A 24728-nucleotide genomic window follows, 5' to 3' on the forward strand; every position below is an offset into this window, starting at 1 on the left:
TCCAAACCACATCTGGGCCGTTTCGTCTCTCGCACAAAATCATCTTCCCATTAACATCTATAGTGCATATCCTTCTTCCTCTGTTCCTGGGGCAAGTCTTAGGGCGAGCCATTGCGTTGCCTGACTTGAGCTTAAACTGCGCAAGCGTAAGATCGCAGGCTCACGCACAACGTAATTATTTCGCCTCTTTCGCCCAGCTGTCTTTCAGCGTTACCGTCCGGTTAAAAATTAAATTATCTTCTTTCGAATCTTTATCGAGGCAGAAGTATCCTTTACGAATAAATTGATAGCTCTCGCCGAACCTTGCATTTTTTAATGAAGGTTCTACAAATGCATTTTCAACTATTTTCAAACTATCGGGATTGATGTACGATTTGAAATCCTCAATTTGTCCATCAGGATTTTCGACTAGAAATAAGCGATCGTATAATAATAGCTTCGCCGATAAAGCATGTAATGCATTCACCCAATGAATAGTGCCTTTCACATGCAGGCCGGTAGTATCATTCCCGCTTTTGCTTTCCGGCAAATAGGTGCAATGGATCTCTTGTATATTTCCGCTTTCATCTTTAGTAAAGCTTTCACAAGTGATAATGTAGGCATTTTTAAGACGGACCGTTAAGCCTACACCCAGGCGAAAAAACTTCTTTGAGGGATTTTCCATGAAGTCTTCGCGCTCGATCCATAATTCGCGGCTGAATGGCAATAAACGAGTTCCCCCGCCATTTTCAATATCGGGATTATTTTCACCAATCAAATCTTCTGATTGGGTTTCAGGATAATTGGTGATGATCAATTTTACCGGGTCGAAAACCGCCATTTTTCGCAGGGCTTTTTTATTTAAATCTTCGCGGACACAAAATTCAAGCAATTCAACGTCGATAGTATTTTCTCTTCGTTGCACGCCTATTTTATCACAGAATGTATGGATGCTTTCCGGTGTGTATCCGCGCCTGCGAAATCCGGATAGGGTAGGCATTCGCGGATCATCCCAGCCTGTCACCATTTTTTCATTCACCAATTCCAATAATTTTCGCTTGCTCATTACGGTGTACGTCATGTTTAACCTCGCAAATTCATATTGCCTCGAAGGAAAAATCTCCAGTTTTTCGATAAACCACTCATACAGTGGGCGGTGCACTTCAAATTCAAGCGTACAAATGGAATGCGTTATTTTTTCAATGGAATCGCTTTGACCATGCGCGAAATCGTACATAGGGTAAATGCACCATTTGGTACCGGTGCGGTGATGCGCTACGTATTTTATCCTGTACATGATGGGATCGCGCAATTGCATATTGGGTGAAGCCATGTCAATTTTAGCGCGTAACACTTTTTCACCTTCCTGAAACTCACCTTTTTGCATTCGTTCAAAAAGATTAAGGTTTTCCTCAATGCTGCGATTACGGTGCGGACTTTTTTTACCGGGCTCATTCGGCGTTCCTTTGGAAGCGGCAATCTCTTCAGCGGAGAGGTCATCAACGTATGCGCATCCCTTTTTAATCAAGGTCATAGCAAATCCATACAATTGATCAAAATAATCAGAAGCATAATATTCATTCGTCCATTTAAATCCTAACCAGGTAATATCTTCTTTAATGCTGTCAACGTATTCCGTTTCCTCAGTTTCAGGATTAGTATCATCAAAGCGAAGATTGGTTTGCCCTTCAAACTTTTGCGCCAGGCCGAAATTGAGGCATATGCTTTTGGCATGCCCTATGTGAAGATATCCATTAGGTTCCGGTGGAAAGCGCGTCATTACCCTGCCATCATTGTTACCTCTTTTTACAAAACTTTCCACTATTTCTTCAAGGAAATTTTCGGCTTTATAATTTTCACTCATAATCAATCAGCAGTTTTTAGGTTTACAAAGTTAATGGTTGCACCCTATAAGTTATGATCGGCAACTAACTATAATGATTGAATAACTCTTTTAAAAAGTTGAATGTGTGAAGTAAATTTTCTATTTGCGGAAATCCGTAACCAGTTTTTTCTATTTGCGAAATTCAATTATGAGAGGCGTCATACACAGCGTACTTTTATATCGGTTATGGTCTTCTCCTGATCGCTAAAGGGATGATTGATTAACTTTAAATTGTAAACTAAAATTAAACCTCATGAAAAAAATTATGACACATTACATTCCCGGACTCTTCTTTCTCCTGCTTATTTCTATGCAGACTGATATTTATGCCCAGTCAAATCTTAAAAAGTACAACACAATTAACGTAAAGCAACCTGATCGTATGAGCTTAACCAGAGGCTCGACTACCGGGATTGCAGCAGATTTGCTTCCAGACACCGATAATAAACTTAACATAGGGTCGCCGTCGCTTCAATGGAAAAATATTTATTTGAGCGGATCACTTTTCCTGGATGGAGCAAATTTTTTGGACAATAAAGGCGGAGAAAACTTATTTGTAGGAAATACCGGTAATACAGCAAATACGGCGAGCTCCTGTACGTTTGTTGGATACCACGCGGGTAATTCTAACACCAACGGAGAGTATAATGTGTTTGTAGGTCATCTTGCAGGCTCAGACAATACGGAAGGGCACCATAATACGTTCGTAGGTGAATCGGCTGGACAGGTATGCAAGCTGGCTTATTATGATACTTTTATCGGCAACCAGGCAGGAGCTTTGAATGATTCGGGCTCCTCTGATGTATTTGTTGGCCAGACAGCGGGTTTCCATAATGTACATGGCAGCTACAATACCTTTATAGGAAAAGCCTCAGGATACTCTAATAAGGATGGTTTTGATAATTCTTTTCTGGGTAAAAATGCAGGCCACGAAAATGTCAATGGCTTCCAGAATACTTATTTAGGACGGGCTGCTGGTTATTCAGGTACCGGAAGTAATAATACTATGGTAGGTGCCTATGCCGGGTATCAGCAGATCGGGTCGTTTAATGTATTTATTGGTGAATCCTCCTCTTACCGCTGGATTTCAGGAAATAAGAATACGATAATAGGTGATTCAGCAGGAATTAAAACCACAAAGGGTAACAGCAACATATACATCGGCTTCCGTACCGATGGAAGCGATAATTTATCTAATGCTATCGCAATAGGTGCTCAGTTTAAAATAACAGGCAGTAATACTGTAGTGATCGGAAATTCTTCCTTTACTAAGGTCGGCTTCGGCGTAAATCCATCACAAAATAATATCATGCAATTTGTAAATACCAGTGCCTCTCTTACAACGGGCGGGGTTTGGTCAAATGCATCTGACAGAAAATTGAAAGATAATTTTGAGAAGCTGGATTCAAAAGATATTTTAAGCCGGGTAAAAATGCTGGATATACAGAGATGGAATTATAAGGTAGAAAACCAATCCATTAAACACATTGGCCCTGTAGCCCAGGATTTTAATAAATTATTTGGTGTAGGAAATGATACCACTATATCCACTATTGATCCGGCGGGTGTAGCCCTGGTTAGTATTAAAGCGCTGATTTCTGACAATGAGGATCTCAGAAGTAAAAATGAAGAATTGACTCAGCAGTATGCAACACAGCAATTACAGCTTGATGATGTGCAGAAACAGCTCAGTGATATTAAAGCTGCTTTGTCTCAATGCTGCGTTAATTATAATCCAAATATTGGTTCCGACGGAGAAAAAGTGAATAATACAATTGAAAAGGTTTCATTGATTCAAAACTCACCAAATCCATTTTCCAATGAAACAACCATTCAATACACTATTCCTCAAAGTTTTGTAAATGCAGAAATTCGTATTGCATCTGAAAATGGTGATGTTATAAAGGTATTTACTTTATACAACCAGGCCGGTTTTCTTACCTTAAAGGCTGTAGATTTTACGGCGGGCACGTACCACTATTCTCTGTTTACAGATGGAAAAGAATTGGAATCAAAAGTCATGGTTATTAGCCGATAGTTCGAAAATTTAATAAACCGGGTCCGTTAGCGATCCGGTTTTCTTTTTTAATCCTATAAAGGAGGTCACCAATAACAACTTTAAAACAGAATATAGTGTTGGCTTCACTTCATTTGCAATGACTACTTGTGAGACAGTTCTCTATTGCGGGAGACAAAAAGATAAAGGATCCGGGTAATTAATTATAAACTTCACTTTGGGGGTTCCAGTGAGTAATCCTTAAACGTTTTGGGGAGTGGGTTCGGTAGTAATAACTCTTCTTTCTTTTATGCGTGCTTTTTTGCCTTTCAGATCCCGGATATAAAAAATTCTTGCCCTGCGAACCTTGCCACGCTTGTTCACTTCAATATTATCTATACTGGGCGAAAAAAAAGGAAATATTCGTTCTACACCTATGCCATTGGAAATCTTGCGAACCGTAAAAGTCTGTGTTGTGCCCATCCCTTTTCTCTGAATTACTTCCCCGCGGTATGCTTGTATGCGCTCTTTACTCCCTTCAATAATTTTATAGTATACAGTAACATTATCACCTGCCTTAAAATCGGGAAGTTCCTTTTTCTTGGTCACCTGCTGGTGAAAGTATTTAATAGCGTCCATGGCTTTTGGGATTAAAAAGAGTTGGCAAAGATAAACGATTTAAACAAATATGGATAACCGTCTTCCAAAAATACTTTCAAGTAATACGGCGTTATTACCTTATCCGGATCCCGATGATCAGCTTTCCTTTTCACCCCTGCCACTTTTGATTATACGGTTTTCTTCTTTTAGTTTTTTCATAAGAGAATCTAATATTCCGTTGATGAATTCACCACTCTTGGGTGTGCTGTAGAGTTTGGCTAATTCAATATATTCATTAATGGAAACTTTAACCGGGATACTTGGAAAATATATCATTTCAATTACCGTCATTTTCATTAACAGCAGATCCAGCATAGCAAGCCGCTCTTTATCCCAATTTTCGAGAAAAGGCGTAATTATTTGCTCAGCTTCCTCTTCATTATAAATGGTTTTTTTTAAAAGATCAATAGCATATTCCTTTACTTCTTTCATATCCTTAACCCGGTTAGTAATAAATGAGCTTTGACCCGGGGCTATTGTTTCGATAGTATTAATAACGGAATGATAAATGGCTTCCCGATCATCAAGCCACCCCGTGAATACATCTTCAATATGCTGTTGAAACATTTCATTTGGATATAATATCTTTTTATATATAAAATAAATGATCTCTTTATCCTCGGGCATTAAAGGATTTTGTTTAAGTGAATATTCAGAATATTCCTTTGTCTTTTTTAATAACTGGAAGAATTGACGGAAATAATCTTCATCAGCCCGTAAGTCCATCTTCTCACGTTTTATCTCTTGATATAAACTTTCCCTTTCTACTATATGCTGAATTATTATGTTGTCAAAAACCTGGGAGCTTAAAAAAGATTTGTCCTCCTGCTGGATAAATTTTGCGGCCTGAATCTGGTTATCCCTGATTACATATTCCGCAGTCTTTGACAACAGGTAGAGATTGTAAAGAAAGCAGCGGTAAAATGCATTAATACTTTCCAGCGTGGTCTTCTCGAGTCGTTCAATGGTCTTTTCCTTATCATGCTCCCGCGAGTATAATGTTTGCATCACTTTTATTCGTACGTTTCTTCTGGAGAGCATTACAGTACTGTTATTTTAATTGAAGCAAATAGGCAGCAGTTATGTTGGATGGGATAAATGTAAATTCTGCGCTTCAATAATATATGTGGACAGACCATCAGCTTATTTTCTCGAATTTAAAACAGCAATATTTCGCAAACGCTCTTCAGCCATTTCGTTAGCAGCCTTATAAGTGGGAAGGTTTTTTTCTTTAGCAATTTTGAAAACCGTAAGTGTACGGTTATAAATTCGTTCGCACTCCGCTTTCACACGATTTTCATTGTAGGTTTCCAGCTCCATTCCCACATTTACCAGTCCTCCTGCATTTATGAGAAAATCCGGCGCAAATAGAATTCCCTTATCCAAAAGCATTTGACCATGCACTTCCTCGCTTGCAAGCTGATTATTTGCAGCTCCGGCAATAATGGAGCATTTTAATCTACCAATAGTGTCATCATTAATAGTTGCGCCCAGAGCACAAGGTGCATAAATATCAGCGTCTACATTATAAACCTCTTCAGGCGGCACTACAGTTACACGGTGGGCATTGCTGATAGCTGCTAAACGGTCTTCAAAAATATCGGTAATGTAAATAATGGATCCCTCCTTTTCAAGAAGCGCAACCAGGTGTTCTCCAACATGACCTACTCCCTGCACTACTACCTTTTTTCCCTGTAAGCTATCATTCCCGTAAACTTCCTTTGCTGATGCCTTCATTCCCAAATACACACCATATGCTGTAAATGGCGAAGGATCCCCGCCACCTCCCATATATTCCGGCAGTCCGGTAACAAAGCTGGTTTCACGTGCAATATATTCCATGTCCGAAGAGGAAGTTCCTACGTCTTCCGCCGTAATATATTTTCCATTCAAGCTCTCGACAAACTTACCATAACGCCTTAGCAAAGTCTCTGTTTTATCTTTTCGCGGATCGCCAATAATCACTGCTTTACCCCCGCCCAGGTGAAGGCCGGTTATAGCAGCTTTATAAGTCATACCACGGGAAAGGCGCAATGCATCTTTAAGGGCAGCATGATCATTTGAATAGTTCCAGAATCGGGTACCGCCAAGCGACGGACCGAGAATGGTATTGTGAATGGCAATGATAGATTTTAAACCAGTCGCTTTATCATAGCAGAAAACAACCTGTTCGTGTTCCATGGGCGCCAATTGCTCGAATACAGAGGCATTGTTAATATCAGCCGGTGCTGGTGTTAAAACAGACATCACTTTTAGGTTTTTAAAGTAAAAGGTTATTGATTTATCAATGAGAAGTTAACTGAAACACTGATAATACAATCTATTAGTTTGCAATGAATCATGTAGGTTTGCAGCTAAAGACATCAAAGGTAAATTTATTTTTTTGAGAGGAGAATGAGGGAAAATTGAAACATCGCGGATGAAGTATTTAAAATCTCTTAATCACTATTTATATAAGTATCGCAGCCGGCTCTTGTCCGGAATTATTTTCATTGCCTTATCCAATATTTTTGGAGTTTATTCACCGCAGGTAGTCAGGCACGCAGTGGATATGGTCCTGAATGAGATATCGTACCACCAGTTTTATGCGGGATCTGCACTTGAAGGAAATTTTCTCAAGCAATTCAGCGTGTCTATTTTCTTTTTTGGACTGATTGTAGTTCTGCTTGCTATCCTTCGCGGCATCTTTTTATTCTTCATGCGCCAAACAATAATTGTTATGTCGCGGTTAATTGAATACGATCAAAAGAATGAAGTTTTCGATCATTATCAGCGATTACATCTGGACTTCTATAAGCGCAATAATACCGGTGATCTTATGTCGCGCATCACTGAAGATGTATCACGTGTGCGCATGTATACAGGCCCTGCTATAATGTACACCATTAATCTGGCGGTTCTTTTTATAATGGTAATTTTTACTATGATCCGGGTGAATCCTGAACTTACTCTTTATACCGTGGCCCCGCTTCCTCTGCTTGGCATTTCAATTTTTTATGTCAATGGCATCATTGAACGGAAAAGTGAATCTATTCAGCGGCAACTCTCTTTTCTAACTACCATTTCTCAGGAGTCGTTTTCAGGCATTCGTGTTATAAAATCTTACGTGCAGGAAAAATTCATGAGCAGATATTTTAATGAGGAATGCGAGCAATACAAATCAAAGACGCTGGACCTGGCGCGCGTAGAGGCAATTTATTTTCCACTCATTTTTATGCTTGTTGGGTTGAGTACCATATTAACAATCTTTATTGGCGGAATTGAGGTAATTGAAGGGAAAATTACGCCTGGTAATATTGCAGAATTTGTTATCTACATTAACATGTTGACCTGGCCTATTGCCTCGGTCGGCTGGGTAATGGCACTTGTACAGCGTGCGGCTGCATCTCAGAAGAGGATTGAAGAATTCTTAAATGTAAAGCCGGAGATCTTTTCTGAAAGCACTAATGAAGAGAACATAGCAGGCACTGTAGAATTCAGGAATGTCTCTTTTACTTATCCTAACACAGGAATAAAGGCATTAAAGAATATATCTTTCAAAATCAGGAAGGGCAACAGGATTGCTGTAATCGGCAGAACAGGCTCGGGAAAGTCCACTTTAGGTCAATTGCTGGTTCGCATGTACGATGCGAATGATGGAAATGTATTAATTGATGGGAATGATATTCGAAGCATGAATTTATATTCACTGCGGAAACAGGTTGGATACGTACCGCAGGATGTCTTCCTTTTTTCCGATACAGTTTATAATAACATTGGTTTCGGACTTGAACAGGATCTGATAACGAAAGAGGAAATTGAACAAGCGGCCATCTATGCTTCCGTTAACGAGGATATAAGGCAATTGCCAAAACAATATGAAACCATTGTGGGGGAAAGAGGGGTAACGCTTTCCGGAGGTCAAAAGCAACGTATTTCCATTGCGCGTGCACTAATAAAAAACCCTAAAATTGTAATTTTCGATGACTGTCTTTCTGCCGTAGATGCAATAACTGAGAAAAACATTCTTGGCTATATGAATGAGTATCTGAAAGACCGCACGACTATAATCATTACGCACCGTATTTTCTCACTGTTTAATTTTGATAATATTATAGTGCTTGAGGATGGCGAAATTATTGAAGAGGGTACCCATGAGTCATTGCTGGAACGGCGAAATGCCTATTTCGAATTGTATGAAAAGCAGCAAATGGAGGAAAAAAACTACGCCGGTTAAACATTTTGAATTTAGAAATGGAAAACAATATCTTTGCGAAGCCTAAATAATATAATACCGTGGATGATAAAAAAGGAAATTACAAGTCGGAATCTGTTTATTCAAAAAAATTAAGAGCAGGGAAAAGAAGAACTTATTTCTTTGATGTTAAATCGACAAAGGCAAATGATTATTTCCTGACCATTACTGAGAGTAAAAAGAGGCAGGATGATACTTATGAGCGGTTTAAGATTTTTTTATATAAAGAAGATTTCAATAAATTTCTTGAAAATCTAACGGAGACTATTGATCATATTAAGAAGGAGCTAATGCCACATTATGATTTTGACGAGTTCGCCCGTCGTCAGGAAGAATACGAAAGAAACCGGCAGGAAACCAATGCTCAAAATGAATCGGCGCCAACCTCAAATCCTGTAGCTCCGGAAAGTGATGATTCCCCCGCTGATAAAATTACCGGGAATCCATCAGGTACAGATCGTCTTCCCAATGATGATGACCTGAAATGGTGATAAGCAAAAGGTAAGCGAATAATTACTGCTTATTCAGTTACGTCTTTAATGAAGCAGGAACAATTTCCATACGCCTGTAACTTTTAGCCTTTTTACCGTTATTATCTTAAATACAATTCATGAAGCGAGCTACGTATTTAAGGCACCTGATACTTCTTTTATTAATTGCTAGTCTGATTTCCTCGTGCGATAAAGTTGTTATTAACGGATCAGGCGCTGTTATAACGGAGTCAAGAAATGTAACCGGCTACAGTTATGTGAGTCTCGGTATTGACGCTGTTCTCTATATTACCCAGGGAAGTTTGTATGATCTGAAGATAGAAGCTCAGCAGAATATATTGAATGAGATAGAAACTAACGTTACCGGCGATCAGCTCAGCATTAATACCCATCAATGCATAAAAGATTATTCACCCATCCGGATATACGTTACCGTGCCTGATATAAAGGGCATGAAGGTTACCGGCACGGGAAGCCTTTATTCCACATCTATTATTAAAAGTGAATCCATGTCGATTACACTAACTGGAACCGGTTTCATATCTACACAGGACTCTATAATCACAAATAACCTCGATATAAATCTCAGTGGTTCTGGTGAAATTAATTTTATAGGAAAAGCCACATCTACGGATGCTTCCATTTCCGGATCAGGTAATATTACGCTGTCAGGTGAAAGCCTTTCTTCTGATTTGTCAATCAGTGGTTCAGGAAATATTTATGCCTACGATTTCCCTGTAGATAAATGTAATGTAAAAATCACCGGATCTGGGAATGCGGAAGTCAATGTTTTTTCTTCACTTACCGGAAGTATCATTGGCAGCGGAAATATCTTTTATAAAGGAAATCCATTTGTGGATGTAAGCATTTCCGGTAGCGGCAATGCATTGCACGTTGATTAATGTTTTCCATTCGGAAAAGCATGTATAACATCCGGAAATAATCCGACATTATTTTAAGATACCAAGAAAACAGTGCAATGGAAGAGCAGCAGCGAATAGAAGCAGCGCAACGGGATCCCCAGCAGTTCCGCTACTTCTACGATAAGCATTATAAAGAAATTTTTCTTTTTATATACCGCAGAACGGACGACGAAAACCTGACTGCAGATATAACATCCCAGGTATTTTTAAAAGCAATGCAAAGTATTGATCGATACATGTACCGTGGAATTCCTTTTTCTGCGTGGCTATTCAGAATAGCAAGCAATGAAATAACTCAATATTTCAGGGATCAGCAAAAGGTTCGGATTGTAAGTCTTGAAAATGCAAATGTTGATCAGCTGCTGGAAGAAGATAACTCTATACAATCTCAAAAGAGGGAATCACTATTTGCCTCGATAAAAAAGCTTCCGGCACTTGATTTGGAATTGATAGAAATGCGATTTTTTGAAAAACGCCCTTTCAAAGAAATTGGGGACATTAAAGGCATTACTGAAAATCATGCTAAAGTTAAAATACACCGCATTTTGGAACGTATCAGAAATTTAATAACTGTTGAAATATAGCGCGGCTATGAAGAGAATGAAATTTAAAGTGCAATATGTTCCGCTGAGCGATGAAGCAATCAACCGGCACAAGGATTTTGATCTCCTTTTGCAGATGTATAATGCAGCACCGAAAGCAGGCTGGTTCCAGCGATATGTAAAAAATAGATGGACACTGTTTGGAAGTGGTTTAATCACAGGCGCTATTTTAACATCTCTGTTTTGGATCAAATATTCGGATCAAAAATTTACACAGCCTGGTATTCCCGAATCAACATCAATCTCCGGAGAAATGCCTGGTGTGAATGGTCAGAATAATGCAAGCCGATCTACAGATAGTACATACCAGTTTCATACAAGAGAAGCTTTAAGCATAAACTCTCCCTCCAAACCAGCTGACAAATCTTCCTCAAAAGAAAAATCTTTAAGTAAAAATGTCCATGAAAATAATACCGGTGCAGGGGATTTAGCTGTGTTAAAAGCTCCGCCTCTTTCAAATTCTTTACCGGCAATACAGCAACATAATGATGGTAAGCAGGAAATAAGAGCTAACAATGCATTACCGCAATCGTTTACCAAAGCGAATGGTCAAAGCATTGCAGTTTTAAATCAAAATAATAAGAATTCACAGGCCAATAATTATCTGCAAACTGATCGAAAACGTACGAATAATGAAAGCATACTTGAAAAACCTGAGTTAATAAAAAGTGTGATTTCATTTGGGGATAGCAGTAATGTTTCCGAAAATAAGAGTATTGCATTGCAGGAATTACAGAATTATATGCCATCCGTTAACCAGGAAGCGGATACCATAGCTATAAAAAATGATCTGTTATATTTCCATAATTCATCCAATGAAATTGATAGCGGCTTACCGGATGAGGTAGCATATATTATGGATACGGGTTTAATTATTCACCATCCCGCAGATACTCAAAAAAGCAGCGACACTGGCAGCGTGAAACCGGCACCCGAAAATGACCTTCAACCAAAAGGTGACACGGTGAACCGCACCGTCCTTAAACTTTTTTTGCAAAAAATTGACAGTACACTTCATTCTGTAATTGGAGGTGGAAAGGATTCTTCTTCCCATCCATTCCTGAATTTACACTGGCATCTGTTCGATAAGGACTCGCTAAGATTTTTAAAAAGAAGCAACGATCTATTTACGCTTCAAAATGATAGTTTGCTTCCGCGGGCACCCATTTTTTCCGCAGCCGATTCTTCCGAATATATATTGCGCTATGCGCAGGTTTCATTTGTTACGCCCTTAAGCAGCAACGGCAGCGAAGGTTATCTATACCGGCATAATATTTCATTAAACATACTGCAGGGATTTAATGGAGCGGTAAAAGGAGTAGAGTTCGGTGGCTTACTGAACGGGGATAAAGGTTATGTTATCGGAGCCCAGTTTGGCGGACTCGCAAATTATGCAGGCGGTGATGTAAAAGGCGCCCAATTTGGGGGCCTGGCAAACGTGGCTAAATCATTGAAAGGAGCGCAATTCGCCGGCATTGCAAATGTTAGCGAAAGCACTGTTCATGGGTTTCAGGCAGCTGGTATCGTCAATATTGCCGCCGATACCCTTTCTGGATTTCAGACAGCAGGAGTTTTAAATATTTCAGGATCTGCAAAAAAATCCGATGGGTGGCAAACAGCAGGCGTTGGAAATATCTCCTTAGGAAATTTAAAAGGCGGCCAGATCGCCGGTGTATTTAATATTTCCAATAGAAGTGACGGAGGTCAGATAGGCTTAATAAATTTCGGAAAAAAAATCAATGGCTTTCAAATTGGTTTAATCAACATTTCAGATTCCATTACCGGAATTCCCATTGGCCTTATCAGCTTAAGTGCTCATGGAACTTTTGATATCAATGTCTGGACCAGTGATGTGCTGACTTTTAACGGCGGCATTCGTGTAGGATCGGAATACGTATATAATATTTTCGCGTATGGCATCTCTCCTTTTGATGCTACGCTTCCGTTCGGCTTCGGGTTGGGAATTGGCGGGCATATTCCCATTAAAAAAGCATTTATTGATATGGACGGTATGGCGTGGACGATGCACCATCAGCGATTCGATTTTCAAGGCATAAATATGAATAACCAATTTCGCCTAATGGGTGGCTACTCATTTAATAAATATTTCAGCCTTTTTGCCGGACCAACTTACAATGTAAGTGTACAAAACCATATTTATGATCCATATCGCGCTACTACATTCTATACGCATCAGGGTAATAATACCACTGTGCGCATGTGGGTAGGGTTTGTGGCAGGCATAAGGATGTTCTGATCAGGAACTTGTAAGAGTTTAAAAAAAGAGATACCAGCAAACTCAAACCGGCCGTGTATCTTTGCCGCCTTAATTTTTGAAAATGAGTTTACAGGGTGGCATAGTGGGATTGCCGAACGTCGGTAAGTCTACACTTTTTAATGCACTATCGAATGCAAAAGCACAGGCAGCGAACTTTCCCTTTTGTACCATTGAGCCCAACGTGGGTGTTATCACCGTTCCCGACCAGCGACTGACGGAATTGGCCCGGTTGGTAAATCCTAAAAAAATTATTCCTACCACTATTGAAATTGTAGACATTGCCGGCCTGGTTAAGGGAGCGAGTAAGGGTGAAGGACTGGGAAACCAATTCCTCGGAAATATACGGAACACCGATGCCATCATTCATGTGATCCGCTGCTTTGATGATGATAATGTAATTCACGTTGATGGCAATATTAACCCCGTGCGTGATAAAGAGATTATAGATACGGAATTGCAACTGAAAGATTTGGAAACGGTAGAGAAGAGGATTTCCAAACAAGAGAAAGTAGCACGCACAGGAGACCGTGATGCAAAAAAATTGATGGATATATTGTTAGCATATAAAGGCCATCTTGAATCCGGAAAATCAGCCCGCACCGTTAACCTTGATAACGAAGATCAATCTGTTTTTGCCGATATGTTTTTACTTACTTCTAAACCTGTTTTATACGTCTGTAACGTAGATGAGAAATCCGTAATAAGCGGCAACAGCCATACAGGAAAATTAATGGATGCTGTAAAGGATGAAAAAGCGGAAGTGCTGCTTATCTCAGCTGCCATCGAATCAGAGATTGCAGAGCTGGATAACTATGACGACAGGATATCTTTTTTACATGATTTAGGATTACAGGAATCAGGTGTGGAGAAACTGATACGTGCTTCTTACAGTCTTTTGAAACTGATTACCTATTTCACTGCAGGTGAACCAGAGGTCAGGGCATGGACAATAAAGAATGGCATGCTTGCTCCACAGGCAGCGGGTGTGATTCACTCAGATTTTGAGAAAGGGTTTATCCGGGCTGAGGTGATTGCATACAATGACTATATATCCTACGGCAGCGAGGCAAGCTGTCGCACCGCCGGAAAACTAAGGATCGAAGGCAAAGAGTACGAAGTAAAAGATGGTGATGTGATGCACTTTTTGTTTAATGTTTAGCGGAGCCTTATGGTTTAGATTGTTTATATTGTTTAGAATTTAGAGTTGTAGCAATTGAAAAAAGCATCTGTTCTTAAATACGGTCTTTAAATTTTGCACCTCTAATTTCAGATTTATTCAAATAAGCAATGAGATTTCCATCATTCTTCCCAATTCTATTACTATATGCTTAAATTGTTCATATCATCAGATGTCATGTATCCATAGTCATGTGCCCTGATTATTTGAGAGTGACATTCACCCGCTGAACCTTTTGCGATTGATAAAATTGAATAAATTCTAATCTGCTGTTTCGTTCGAACCCTTCTGCGATATTATCCATAATAGAGCCTGATGAACTTAATATTTGATTTTTAAATGAAAATCCCTGCTAAACTTACTTTCCTTGCTTAAATTAAAAATGAGCTTATTCAATTCATGAGCTTTTTGCCAAATTTTTAGATCTTCAAAATTTTTTATTTTTTCCATGAATTGTAACAAAATAAACAAATTAACTTTTTAAACAATAAGCTAACTTGATGATCATCATCACCGGCGCTGCGGGATTTATTGGTTCTTGCCTGGTTGCCAGGCTTAATGAAGCTGGCATAGTTGACCTTGGCCTGGTAGATGATTTTTCTTCGGAACAAAAAAAACGCAACTATGAAAGCAAGCGTTATCTGAACATCATTGACCGCAATGAGTTTTTAACATGGCTCGATCTGCAGCACGATTCCATTGATTTTATTTTTCACCTGGGAGCCCGAACCGATACAACAGAATTTAATGGGAAAATTTTTGATGAGCTGAATGTGAATTATTCCAAAGAGATTTGGAAGCGTTGTGCGGAGCATCGTATTCCTCTCTTATATGCCAGCTCTGCGGCAACCTATGGTGCCGGTGAATTCGGCTACAGCGATGACCATGCAATAATCTCTAAATTAAAACCGCTAAACCCATATGGTGTTTCGAAGAATGAATTTGATAAGTGGGTATTAGAGCAAAGGGAGACACCACCGTTCTGGTGCGGGCTTAAATTTTTTAATGTCTTCGGTCCCAATGAATACCATAAAGGCAGAATGGCTTCTGTGATATTTCATGGCTTCAATCAAATAAAACAAACTGAAAAAGTCAGGCTCTTCAGGTCTCATAATCCACAATATGAAGATGGGAAGCAGCTTCGTGATTTTATCTATGTAAAGGATGTAGTTGAAGTGATGTTTTATTTACTGGAACATCAGCAGCATTCAGGCATATATAACCTTGGAACCGGAAAAGCAAGAACGTTCTTAGATTTAGCAAACAGTACGTTTTCCGCTATGGATATTCAACCGGTTATTGAATGGATAGAAATTCCTCAGGATATTCGCAATACATACCAGTCATTTACTGAAGCAAAAATGGAAAAGCTACGCAGTATAGGCTATAAAAAAGAATTCTATTCACTGGAAGAGGGTATAAATGAGTATATAAAACAGTACTTATTGACCGATAAGGTCTGGTGAAATAATGTTAATTCGATATTCTCTTTGTCCCCCGAATATCCCACTTATAGTATATATGTCATATTTCTGAAATCACTTTCCTGAAGCTGCAGAACAAAAAATTCTGAAAAGTATTAAAGGGCGTTTTGTGGTTTTCTGTAACGCATTTAATTTTTTCAAAACCGTTTTCCAATCGTCCTCGTAATTCTTCTTCTGTATATTGGTGAACTTCTAAGCCACTGCATCTATTGGGACCGCTATTGGAAAAAGTTGCAATTGCCATAAAGCCTTGTACTGCTTGCCAGGCTGTTTTAAGATATGCATTTATATCCTCAGCGCTGGTCAGGAAATGAAATGTTGCCCGGTCGTGCCAGCAATCAAAGGTTACTAGGGGATGAAACTCCGTTATATCGCTGATAATCCAGTTTATTTTCGCTGACCTTGACCCGAGCCGCTGCTGGGCTCTTTCAATGGCCTTCTCCGAAATGTCAAGCACCGTAATATTTTCATAACCTTCATCAAGTAGATAGTCTGCTAATTTACTATCACCTCCTCCTATGTCAATAATACTTGCTGTTTTTGGTAAATTAAAACTGTGAATAAAGTCTAAAGAAGTTTTTGGTAACTGCTGCGTCCAGCTAACTTCATGAGATTGCTTAGTAGAATAAACTTTTTCCCAATGATCTTTTCTTTTGGTGTTCATCATCCTTGTGTTTGGAATTGTGCGGTGCTTTTTTTAAAAATCTTTGGGCTGATTTTGAATAATTAAATAACGTATCACAATAGAACTTATAAAATTATTAATTTGAAACAATCATCCGATTCTTAACAATCATAATAAAAGTTGAATTTTTGTTAATGAAAAGTAAATTGCGATTTTGTACAATAGAACAGGCATACCTTTGCATTTTTTAACAAGAGTTGTTATGATTATAAAAATACGCTATGCTTTTATTTATATTGTTTTAATCATTGCTTTCACATCCCTTTCACTTGCTGCATTTTCTCAAACAACCGTCAAGGGTGTTGTGGTGGACAAAGCCGGGAATACCGTAAACGGTGCTACCGTTCACATTAAAGAAACAAATCTTCTGGGCGCCACAGATTCATCCGGCCGTTTCATTCTTCAGAATGTTCCAAAGGGTTATCTTACTGTTGCTGTTTCCTGTATTGGATATAATCCATATGTTAGACAAATTCTGGTTACCGATCAGAAAGTGTATGAAGAACAATTTGTATTGATCCCTGTTGCACAGATGCTGGACGAAGTTTTGGTGACTGCTGAAAAAGATTACAATAATCTAAAACACCTGCCTGATACAAGAGGTACGCTGATTTTTGCCGGCAAAAAAAATGAAGTCATAATCCTCGATAAGACAAATGCCAATACAGCTGAAAATATTGCCAGGCAGGTTTTCGCCAAAATTCCTGGTATCAATATATGGGACTTTGATGGCAGCGGACTGCAAACAAGTATTTCAACGCGTGGATTGAATCCGCACAGGTCGTGGGAATTTAATATCAGGCAGAATGGATACAATGTAAATTCTGATCTCTTTGGCTATCCTGAATCACATTACAATCCACCTACAGAAGCCTTGCACGCTATTGAGCTCGTAAGGGGAGGAGCCTCACTTCAATTTGGTCCCCAGTTTGGAGGCATGCTGAATTATGTTATTAAAGATGGACCCACAGATCGCAATGTTGGTTATGAATCAAGGCAGACGCTGGGTTCATCCGGCACCTTCAATTCCTATAATGCACTTGGCGGGCAGGTTGGAAAGTTGAATTATTATGCATTTTATAATTATCGCAGATCGAACGGATACAGGCCGAACAGCCAGTATTATTCTTATGCTTATTATGCGGGTTTACACTATAGATTCAATGAAAAAATAAAGCTGGGTTTTGAATTCTCCCGATATTATTATGTGAACCAAACAGCGGGAGGCTTGTCAGATGCGCAGTTTCAAACAGATCCCTATCAGTCAACCAGGGGTAGAAATTACTTTCAGCCGAATTTGAACATTCCAGCTCTTACGCTGGATGTGGCATTCTCTCAGGATACCAAGCTCAGTCTGAAATCAAACTATTTCATTGGTCAGAGAAACAGTGTCATGTTTATTGCTTCTCCTTTAATTCCAGATTCAATCAATCCGTTGACACTTAAATATGCGCCGCGTCAGGTGGACCGCGATTATTACCACAGCCTCACAAATGAAATGCGGTTGCTTCATAATTATTCACTCGCAAAGACAAGCAATACTATTTCCGGTGGTTTGCGATTCAGCGATGCCCATACGCACCGCCAGCAAAAGGGACAGGGAACCACAGGAACCGATTTCGATCTTTCCCTGATTGCTCCGTATCAATTGGATCTCGATTTCACCACTTTCAACTATACTTTATATGCCGAAAATATTTTCAGGCCTTTTGAGAAATTTTCTATTACCCCTGGCTTGCGTTACGAAATTATTGATACTAAAGTTTCCGGGAATACGAACTACGACTTCAATCCCAGTGATTACACTAAAACCCGAAACCAGTTGCTTGCCGGGCTTGGGCTTCAGTACAAAATAAATGAGCTGAATACCATTTACGCAAACTGGTCTCAGGCATTCCGCCCGATGCTTTATAGTGATTTAATTCCTTCTGCTACGCTTGATACCGTAGATCGCAATTTAAAAGATGCTCACGGATATAACAGTGACATTGGCATCCGGAGTAATTTGAATGATATACTGATACTTGACATTGATTTGTTTTATATGCGTTATGAAGATCGTTTGGGCTCCATAGGTATGTTAAATGGGGCAGGCCAATCTTATCTATTTAAAACGAATGTAGGTACTACAGCCTCTGCAGGCGTAGAATCCTTTATAGAATTTCACCCAACTGCTTTAAAAAAAACAAAATCCTCTATAGGGGATATAGCAATATTCAGTTCGCTGGCATATGATCATGCAGAATATGTAAAAGGCGCCATTGCACCTAATGGAGTAAGCCTTACCGGCAACACGCTGGAAAATGCTCCAAAGTGGATTATACGCAGCGGGTTGACGTGGTCTTATAAATGGGTTTCCTCTACACTCGAATACAGTTATGTAGGGAAGACTTTTTCCGATGCAGCAAACACGGTAAGCTCTACGAATGGTATTGTGGGCATTGTGCCGTCGTATGGTGTTACGGACTGGAACACCACCATTCGCTTCAGCCGTTACAATGTGAATTTTGGAGTGAACAATCTCACAAACGAAAAATATTTCACACGTCGCATTAGTACCTATCCGGGCCCCGGCATTTTACCTGCTGATGGAAGAACGGTTCATTTTTCACTGGGAGTGGAATTTTAAAAGGTATTGATACTTACTCCTCTTCTCCATCACTCCTACGTGATTAATACAGCAGACAGGTTACACGGAATTGGAGAATATTATTTCTCTCAGAACCTGCGTGAAATAGAAGAGCTAAATAAGAAGGGAAAGCAAATAATCAACCTTGGTATTGGCAGTCCGGATCTGCCGCCCCACCCGGAAGTAATTAATGTTTTGAATAAAAAAGCTGCAAAGCCAAACAACCATGCCTATCAAAGTTATAGGGGAAGTGCAGTTTTTAGAAATGCAATCGCTGAATTTAACCGGCATTGGTATAACGTTACTTTAGATGTGAACACTGAAATACTGCCGTTGATTGGCAGTAAAGAAGGCATCATGCATATATGTATAATTTACTTAAATGTAGGTGATGAAGTACTGATTCCCAACCCCGGTTATCCAACATACAGCAGTGCAGTTAAATTAGCAGGAGGCACCTGTATATATTATAATTTGAAGGAAGAAAACAATTGGGAGCCTGACTTTGAAGCACTAAGTTCAATAGTAACATCATCTAAATTGCATGGTAAAAGTAGTTCCAAAAATAATGTGGGATAATTATCAAAACATGCCAACCGGAAAGTTACCTTCAAAGAATTGTTTGAAAAAATTATTTCTTTTGGTAAAGAGAATAATATTCTTATTTGTCATGATAATCCCTACAGTTTTATTTTGAATGATAAGCCAATGAGTATTTTGAGCATTGGCGGAGCAAAGGAAATTGCCATCGAACTAAACTCATTAAGCAAAGCAAGTTATAAGCCTATTATAATAGGTAATAAGCTTTCGGAAAATAAAGCTGATTTTCTACTTAGGTTAGACATCCAAAAAACTAAATTCGCTAAATTTATTTTATTGCCAAAAAATCAATATTATAAATTTTAATATTAGCGGAAAAGTAATAAATGCAAGAGGGTAATAACGTTGATCTGTAATTTTATAGTTTTACCACAATCTATTTCAATATTCTTTTTATCCTGTTTGCATGCTCTATCAACTCCTGCAAATACTCATAGTTTTCTTTTTCAAGGCAACTCTTAAATTTTCTTAGCTGGGTAATATGTTCGTTGAGCACATCCAAAAGGTTTTCGCGGTTTTGTTTAAAAATGGGAACCCATGTAGCAGGATCGCTTTTTGCCAGTCGTACGGTACTTTCAAAGCCAGCGCTAGCCAGTTCAAAAATTGCATCCTCTTCTCTTTCTTTTTCTAAAACAGTATTTGCCAAAGCAAATGAAGTAAGGTGAGATATATGACTTATGTAAGCAGCATGCACATCGTGGTCTGCGGCATCCATATAAATTAAGTGCATCCCAATTTGCTGATAAATGTTTTCTACAAGCTTTAAAGCATCTTCATCAGAATCATCTTTTCCGCAAATAACTACAGCTTTATTTACAAATGCATCTTTTACTGCAGCATCGGGTCCGCTAAATTCTGTACCCCACATTGGGTGCGTTGCAACAAATCTTTTTCGTTTTGGATGATAAGCAATAACATCATGCATTTTTTGTTTTGTAGAACCCATATCCATCACTACCTGCTTATCTACCTGGTCTAAAATGTGAGGAAGCAAATCATTTATTGAATCAACAGGAATTGCTAATACAATTAGTGAACTTTTTTTTATCGCTTCCTTCAAAGGAAGAATCTCATCAACCAATCCCAAATGTAAAGCCCTTTCACAATGATGTTCATTAACATCAACACCAATAACATGTTTTGCAATTCCCTTTTCTTTTAACACCAAACTGAAAGAGCCACCAATTAAACCGATGCCTATTATAGTAACCCCACCTAAATCCTCCCCGAAGGGGAGGACTTTTGATGAGTTAGTATTTGAGTTTTCTGTTTTCATTTATTTGTTGTTTTTTGATCCCTCCTTTGGAGGGCGGGGAGGTTACCCCTCCTAAATCCTCCCCGAAGAGGAGGACTTTTGAACCACCTGATAAATTATTTTTCTCCTTCATGATTTGATTTTTTAATCCCCTCTTTAAAGAGGTTAGGGAGGCTACTCTTTCCAATGCCTCTTGTATCACTTCAACCTTTGCACATAAACTAACCCTAATATAACTATTACCATTGCTCCCGAAAATTCCTCCCGGGGTTATAAACACATTTTTAGTCTATAAAATTTCATCACTTAATTCATATCCATCTTTCTAAGATGAAGGGATTTTTGCCCAAATGAAAAGCCCTGCCTGCTTATCATCAAAAGAACAATCCAGTTGTTTTAAGAAGGTAAGTACAATTTCCCTTCTCTCTGAATAAATGCTGTTGAGTTGCTTATACCAATCACTTACTAAGCTTAAAGCTTTTGCTGCTGCAAGTTGTACAGGTAAAAACATTCCACTGTCCATATTACTTTTAAATCGAATTATTTCATCAATCCTATCTTTCGCTCCACACATCATTCCAACTCTCCAGCCTGCCATGTTACAATCATTAAGAGATTTACAGTTTATCAATTTAAAAATTAAGCATAAAAAATTTAGGGTTTTATCTACCGCCCCGGTCTCCAGGCAGACCATATTTAGATCGTACGGCTGCTTTCATACATGATTCATTAATGACGCACAACGACTGGGTATTGCTACAGGCAGAGAATTCATTGAACTTCCAGCACGGAACTGCAGCTTGGTTTTATTTTGTTGCCGAAGATAAGAACTATTGCCTGGCTTAATTTGTGAGCTGGAACTATTGCTGATAGTGATTTGCGCCGATTGTCAGCCAGCCTATTGACAAACCTATTGTTGTGAGTTCGTGTTATTATCTCTGAAAATTTTCTGTTTAAGATTATGGCTTTTCTATTTCCATATTTTTTTTCGAACGCATGACGCACAACGTCCGAGTATTTGCGAAGGCTGGATATTCGTTGCTTGTCCAGCCCGGAACTGCAGCCGAATAAGGAAATAAATGTACAAGTTAACAGCTAAATGATGAGTAGAATTCCGTCAAACCCGGATGCATAACAATAATGATTTGCAGCCGAATGATCTTCCGTTAACCCAGCTTGCCAATACTTTTGTTGGTGGCTGTTCTCAAATCTGGCGAATTATGTTTCCCTAAACCTAATAAAATGGTTCCGTCAACTTCAATTGGCAAGATGCTCAAAATCTGTAGAGTCATGTAACCAAATTAACTTAAAATAAAAACTAAAAGAAAAATTGTTCTTTAATAATTTTACCGTCTTTAACTTCAAATACAGCGATTTCGTCCAGTTGTCTCCGTTGATTGTCGTTCTTAAATGTAGCATCAAAACCCATAGCAACGCTAAAGAAATTACCTGCAATAATTGGCTCAGAAGTATAACCACCGTGCATTTCAGCAATATTTTGTCCCCATGCTTTTCCTTTAGCTATAACAGCTTCCAACCCTTTTGTTATAACCTGCATTCCCATATTTACCGCATGTTCGGGTTCAATACATACAACATCCTGGCTGTACAATTCATTTTGAATTTCTTCAAATTTACCTTGTTTTTCAAGCTCCATGTAGCGAGCTACTACTTCTTTAATTGTCATTTGTATAGTTTTTATGTTAGATTTTGAACCAATGGTCGTGTTTGCGAACCTGAAGCAAAAGAAACAAGATTTAATTTATTGCAAAAATAATATTTAGTTTTTTTTAGAGTGTCAAACCCAATAGCTTCCAACGATTGGGTATTGTTGCAGGAGGGTATTTATTGAACGTCCCGCCGGTACAAGCGCCCAAATTGAAAATATATCGTTGAAGTTAAAATGACATAAGCTGAACATTGAACGCCTTGTAGCAGTCGTCATACATTGCCTGCGCAAAATTTGTGATTCTTTTATTTCCCTGTTTTTCTGCCATAGTAAATAGTAGTAGTACCAGCACCTAAACCACCTTCATAAAAGGAAACATAGATACTGTCATTCACAGGAAAAAACTCAGCTAAATAAGAGCTATTGGCATACCAATAATTATAATAAACTATAGTATCCGGAGCTGTTTCCCGATACAAAGTAATGTTATCGATTACTATGGCTGAATCATAAAGCTCTTTTATTGTAAAAGTTTGATTCGAATAAGCATGATTGTACTCACCCTTGCCAAGTAAATAATTGAAAGTATGTTTTGTTACATAATACTTGCCGGCTACAATACCTTTGATAACAGGATCTTTTACGCAGGAATAACATGTTACAATCAACACAATAAGAATAATTTTTTTCATATTCATTCATAATTTAGTTCAGCTCTTTCTTCCCAAACCATACACAAGGGTATAATCGTTTTAACTCCCTATGCATGTTCTCGATAAAAGTCCATTCCTGCTTCGAACGGAAAGCATCCACTCCTATATTATTTATTTTCTAAAGCCTCGCAGATATTTCTCATCTGATGCAAATGCCTCTTAGTGTGAAATAAGGTAAAATAAATGATTTCTAACTTTGTAATTGGGCCAAGGGGGAGTCCTTCAACGAGTTCATTTAAGTTAGCAATACCAGCATTCTCCTTAAATTGTTTGAAAGCTTCATTTAGTTTCCCGATCGTCGGATGTCTTTCATAAATACCAATCTCAGGGATAATGAATTCAGGCGATTGAAATGTATTTGAAAAGTCCAGGAATACTTTTTTTAATTCTTCTATTCTTTCTCCTGGATTTCTTTCGGCTGGCTTTGCATCTCTTAGCATCGCCTTTGACATTCCGGTAATTGATTTTGTGACATGGGTCAATAATTGAGGTGCCGTCCAGCTGCCTTTATACGGTATAATATTTACCTGGTCTTCATCAACAGAAGCCATTAAACCTGCAAGCTGTGTTACGGCTTCAGCAATTGACGCTAATACTCCATTTTTGTCAAACGTTTGAATTTCCATATAGTTATTACAATAATTTTAAACGGAGTGCTTGTTGGTTAATTGAAGTGTGTGCAAGTAATCCTTTTCATATATCCGCTTTTTTATATCTAACCTTTTAAGCAGCATTTTAAAAAGTCGGTGGTGCAGTCATGGTTCTGAGGCCATCCCCTGATGAAACAATTATTTTTTTACATTTTATTTCTCATTAAGCTCCAACAGTACCTGTCTCGACTTTTCCAGCTCGCTTGTAATTGCCAATAATAACTCCACTTGGTGTAACTGTACTTTCTATTAATGTAAATGACGCCGGAATCGGGCCATTGTCAAACAACTTTTTTCCTTCACCAAGAGTCAATGGGTGAATCATGAGCCAGAGTTCGTCCACCAGATCATTCTTAAGTAGCAGTTGAATGAGCTTACCGCTACCCCAAACCTGAATGTCAGAACCAATAGAGTTTTTGAGCTTTTCAATATCGGCCAGGCTTTCGAGGAAAACTGAATTTTTCCAATCTGACTTATTCATGGTCGTGGACATGACGTATTTTGTGACGTCATTGATACCTGGCCAATTATCTGCGTGCTTAGGCCAGTAATCTTCCCAAATCTCAAATGTTTTTCTGCCCAAAAGAAGATCGGCAGGTTTCATCAGTTTTTCTATAACCTTGCCACCAACTTCGTCACCATAAGGCGCAACCCAACCGCCATATTTGAAACCGCCTGATGTATCTTCCTCAGGTCCACCAGGTGCCTGCATTACACCATCTAATGAAATCATTGATAACACGATTATTTTTCTCATATTAATTGTTTTTGTTACGACAAATCTCGCAACATAGTTCGTGTAATTGCAGTGTAAATGC

Annotated in this window: 19 protein-coding genes and 3 pseudogenes; 10 read left to right on the forward strand and 12 right to left on the reverse strand. The window is 38.7% G+C overall.

Annotation, left to right across the window (positions count from 1 at the left end; all coding sequences use genetic code 11):
• Positions 1–175: 175 nt before the first annotated feature.
• Complete coding sequence (locus H0W62_14150; GenBank protein ID MBA3649664.1) at positions 176–1843, reverse strand: glutamine--tRNA ligase/YqeY domain fusion protein; 1668 nt, start codon at positions 1841–1843, stop codon at positions 176–178.
• A 274-nt stretch (positions 1844–2117) separates the two neighbouring features.
• Between H0W62_14150 and H0W62_14155 the strand changes: the two genes are divergently transcribed.
• Positions 2118–3902 carry a tail fiber domain-containing protein gene (locus H0W62_14155; GenBank protein MBA3649665.1) on the forward strand — a complete coding sequence of 595 codons (1785 nt, stop codon included), beginning with the start codon at positions 2118–2120 and terminating at the stop codon, positions 3900–3902.
• Between the two features lie 219 nt (positions 3903–4121).
• On the opposite strand, the gene rplS is transcribed toward H0W62_14155, so the two are convergent.
• From rplS to H0W62_14170, 3 genes are all read right to left on the reverse strand, one after another.
• Positions 4122–4499: a 50S ribosomal protein L19 gene (gene rplS, locus H0W62_14160; protein MBA3649666.1), complete on the reverse strand. Its 378-nt coding sequence runs from the start codon at positions 4497–4499 to the stop codon at positions 4122–4124.
• Between the two features lie 117 nt (positions 4500–4616).
• The gene (gene nusB / locus H0W62_14165; protein MBA3649667.1) at positions 4617–5561 is read right to left on the reverse strand and encodes a transcription antitermination factor NusB; all 945 of its coding nucleotides are present in this window, start codon (positions 5559–5561) and stop codon (positions 4617–4619) included.
• 102 nt (positions 5562–5663) lie between these two features.
• Complete coding sequence (locus H0W62_14170; protein ID MBA3649668.1) at positions 5664–6767, reverse strand: Glu/Leu/Phe/Val dehydrogenase; 1104 nt, start codon at positions 6765–6767, stop codon at positions 5664–5666.
• 172 nt (positions 6768–6939) lie between these two features.
• On the opposite strand from H0W62_14170, the gene H0W62_14175 reads away from it, so the two are divergent.
• The 6 genes from H0W62_14175 to ychF all read left to right on the forward strand — a co-directional run bounded on the left by H0W62_14175 (position 6940) and on the right by ychF (position 14207).
• Positions 6940–8736: an ABC transporter ATP-binding protein gene (locus H0W62_14175; GenBank protein MBA3649669.1), complete on the forward strand. Its 1797-nt coding sequence runs from the start codon at positions 6940–6942 to the stop codon at positions 8734–8736.
• 59 nt (positions 8737–8795) lie between these two features.
• Positions 8796–9245, forward strand: a complete 450-nt coding sequence (locus tag H0W62_14180) for a DUF3276 family protein (GenBank protein MBA3649670.1) — start codon at positions 8796–8798, stop codon at positions 9243–9245.
• 119 nt (positions 9246–9364) lie between these two features.
• Entirely contained in the window at positions 9365–10147 is a 783-nt protein-coding gene (locus H0W62_14185; GenBank protein MBA3649671.1) for a DUF2807 domain-containing protein, read from the forward strand.
• 77 nt (positions 10148–10224) lie between these two features.
• Complete coding sequence (locus H0W62_14190) at positions 10225–10752, forward strand: sigma-70 family RNA polymerase sigma factor (protein MBA3649672.1); 528 nt, start codon at positions 10225–10227, stop codon at positions 10750–10752.
• A 7-nt stretch (positions 10753–10759) separates the two neighbouring features.
• Positions 10760–13027, forward strand: a complete 2268-nt coding sequence (locus tag H0W62_14195) for a hypothetical protein (protein MBA3649673.1) — start codon at positions 10760–10762, stop codon at positions 13025–13027.
• An 82-nt stretch (positions 13028–13109) separates the two neighbouring features.
• A complete protein-coding gene (ychF, locus tag H0W62_14200; protein MBA3649674.1) occupies positions 13110–14207 on the forward strand; it encodes a redox-regulated ATPase YchF in 1098 nt (365 codons plus the stop codon).
• A 73-nt stretch (positions 14208–14280) separates the two neighbouring features.
• Here the strand turns inward: ychF and H0W62_14205 are convergent.
• A pseudogene (locus tag H0W62_14205) lies at positions 14281–14675 on the reverse strand (four helix bundle protein).
• A gap of 50 nt (positions 14676–14725) precedes the next feature.
• On the opposite strand from H0W62_14205, the gene rfaD reads away from it, so the two are divergent.
• Positions 14726–15691 carry an ADP-glyceromanno-heptose 6-epimerase gene (gene rfaD / locus H0W62_14210; protein ID MBA3649675.1) on the forward strand — a complete coding sequence of 322 codons (966 nt, stop codon included), beginning with the start codon at positions 14726–14728 and terminating at the stop codon, positions 15689–15691.
• 58 nt (positions 15692–15749) lie between these two features.
• On the opposite strand, the gene H0W62_14215 is transcribed toward rfaD, so the two are convergent.
• Complete coding sequence (locus H0W62_14215; GenBank protein MBA3649676.1) at positions 15750–16373, reverse strand: class I SAM-dependent methyltransferase; 624 nt, start codon at positions 16371–16373, stop codon at positions 15750–15752.
• Positions 16374–16596: 223 nt separating this feature from the next.
• Between H0W62_14215 and H0W62_14220 the strand changes: the two genes are divergently transcribed.
• Together H0W62_14220 and H0W62_14225 are read left to right on the forward strand one after the other, a co-directional pair.
• Positions 16597–19023 carry a TonB-dependent receptor gene (locus tag H0W62_14220; protein ID MBA3649677.1) on the forward strand — a complete coding sequence of 809 codons (2427 nt, stop codon included), beginning with the start codon at positions 16597–16599 and terminating at the stop codon, positions 19021–19023.
• Positions 19024–19062: 39 nt separating this feature from the next.
• Positions 19063–19929 (forward strand): annotated as a pseudogene (locus H0W62_14225) (aminotransferase class I/II-fold pyridoxal phosphate-dependent enzyme).
• Positions 19930–19999: 70 nt separating this feature from the next.
• On the opposite strand, the gene H0W62_14230 reads toward H0W62_14225, so the two are convergent.
• The 6 genes and pseudogenes from H0W62_14230 to H0W62_14255 form a co-directional block, all read right to left on the reverse strand.
• Complete coding sequence (locus H0W62_14230; protein MBA3649678.1) at positions 20000–20899, reverse strand: prephenate dehydrogenase; 900 nt, start codon at positions 20897–20899, stop codon at positions 20000–20002.
• Positions 20874–21572 (reverse strand): annotated as a pseudogene (locus H0W62_14235) (aminotransferase class I/II-fold pyridoxal phosphate-dependent enzyme). The gene H0W62_14230 and the pseudogene H0W62_14235 overlap by 26 nt, the downstream one beginning before the upstream one ends.
• A gap of 624 nt (positions 21573–22196) precedes the next feature.
• The gene (locus H0W62_14240; protein ID MBA3649679.1) at positions 22197–22565 is read right to left on the reverse strand and encodes a nuclear transport factor 2 family protein; all 369 of its coding nucleotides are present in this window, start codon (positions 22563–22565) and stop codon (positions 22197–22199) included.
• Positions 22566–22852: 287 nt separating this feature from the next.
• A complete protein-coding gene (locus H0W62_14245) occupies positions 22853–23239 on the reverse strand; it encodes a hypothetical protein (protein MBA3649680.1) in 387 nt (128 codons plus the stop codon).
• A 128-nt stretch (positions 23240–23367) separates the two neighbouring features.
• A complete protein-coding gene (locus H0W62_14250; protein MBA3649681.1) occupies positions 23368–23886 on the reverse strand; it encodes a DinB family protein in 519 nt (172 codons plus the stop codon).
• 187 nt (positions 23887–24073) lie between these two features.
• Positions 24074–24667 (reverse strand): dihydrofolate reductase family protein, encoded by a 594-nt coding sequence (locus H0W62_14255; protein MBA3649682.1) that lies wholly within the window; start codon positions 24665–24667, stop codon positions 24074–24076.
• Between the last annotated feature and the right edge of the window lie 61 nt (positions 24668–24728).

The organism is Chitinophagales bacterium (assembly GCA_013816805.1).
GTDB lineage: Bacteria > Bacteroidota > Bacteroidia > Chitinophagales > UBA10324 > MGR-bin340.